Origin of the sequence: Flavobacterium collinsii (assembly GCF_902804485.1) — a bacterium.
In the GTDB taxonomy this organism is placed as follows: domain Bacteria; phylum Bacteroidota; class Bacteroidia; order Flavobacteriales; family Flavobacteriaceae; genus Flavobacterium; species Flavobacterium collinsii.
In genome coordinates this window covers 1-1705 of record NZ_CADCST010000191.1, presented here as the reverse complement: position 1 = coordinate 1705, position 1705 = coordinate 1, and the positions used below count along the sequence as shown (strand labels likewise).

Annotated in this window: 2 protein-coding genes; both read left to right on the top strand. The window is 28.0% G+C overall.

Features of this window, described 5'->3' with window-relative positions:
* On the top strand, positions 1-813 hold an 813-nt coding region (locus FLA105534_RS23520), incomplete at its 5' end, for an O-antigen translocase (RefSeq protein ID WP_173968502.1).
* 21 nt (positions 814-834) lie between these two features.
* Positions 835-1705, top strand: an 871-nt coding sequence (locus FLA105534_RS23515) for a glycosyltransferase (protein ID WP_173968501.1), incomplete at its 3' end; no start/stop codon positions are given.

Sequence of the window (1705 nt, the reverse complement as noted above, 5' to 3'; positions counted from 1 at the left end):
ATTGTTAATACTCTTGGAAGTATTATAGGTTTAGGTTTTACATTAATTTTGGTTTATTATTTTAAGTTAGTAGGGGCATTATATGCACTAGTACTATCACAATCAATTGTATTTTTTGTAACATTATTTTTGATTGCAAAAAGTGATTGGTTTCAATGGGGGTATTTCACACAAAAAGTTGATGTAGATATTCTTAAAAAATTATCGCATTATAGTTTAATGGCTATTGTAACAGCATTGACAATTCCGGTTTCTCAAATTATTTTACGGAACATGCTAATCACTACATTAGGAATACAATCTGCGGGTATCTGGCAAGGCATGATGCGCATATCAGATGGTTATTTAATGATACTAACTACAGCATTGTCAACATATTATTTGCCTAAACTTGCTTCTTTGCATACCGATAGAGAACTTAAGGACGAAATACTTCAAGGGTATAAGTTGATATTACCTACCGTCTTTTTTAGTTGTTTAGTAATTTATTTAATGCGATTTTTAATTATTAGGCTGTTATATACATCAGACTTTATGGTAATGGAAGACTTGTTTTTTTATCAGCTTTTAGGAGATTTTTTTAAAATGGCTTCTTGGATATTAGGATACCTAGTTGTTGCTAAATCAATGACAAAGCTTTTTGTTATTATGGAAATAGGATTTTCTGTAGGGTATATAATTTGGGGATACATATGTGTTCATTATTTTGGAATAAAAGGGATATCAATTGCATTTGCTATTAATTACTTCATTTATTTTGTTATAATGATTTCTTTTTTTAGGAAGTTGTTATTTAAAAGAAGCCCCAACTAGTTTTTTAAAATATCTATAAAAATGAATAAAAATAATTTGCCTTTAGTAAGTATAGCAATAATTACATATAATCAAAAAGAATATTTAAAAGAGTGTATTGAATCTATTTTGATGCAAGATTATCAAAATATAGAGATAGTTGTTGCTGATGATTGTTCTAAGGATGGTTCTCAATTGATGCTTAAAGAGTATGAAGTAACATACCCAAATAAATTTGTTTTGGTATTATCAGATAGAAATTTGGGTATTACAAAAAATTCGAATAGAGCACATTTTGCTTGCTCAGGTAAATATATATTTTGGATTGGAGGAGATGATATAATGTTGCCAAATAAAATAAGAAAGCAAGTGGAATATATGGAAGCAAATCCCACTTGTACAATTTGTTATCATAATTTAGATGTTTTTGAATCGTCAACTAATAAAACGCTATATTTTATGAACAACAAAAAAAATAGTTTTGTTGGGGATTTTAAATCAGTTGTTTCAAAAGGTACTTTCAATGGCGCATGTGCCACGGTGGTTAGGAATAAAATGACTCCTAAAAATGGATTTGATGAGAGAATACCAATAGCTAGTGATTGGTTGTATTGGATGCAAACACTACTGAATGGAGGAGAAATTTGCTACATTGATGAAGTTCTTGGAAGATATAGAAGACATGGTAATAATATTACAAGTAACATGTCAAATTTTAATGGACAAGTTGATCATCTTAACTCTTGTAATATTTTATTAATAGAATCTCCACAATACTCAAAGCAAATATTAAAAGGGTATTATGAAATTCAAAGAAGTCTCCGTATCTATGATAAGAAGAATTATTATAATTGGTTAATTTCAAGTATTAATTTTAATATAAATATGAAAAGTTTATTATTGCTTTTCATAT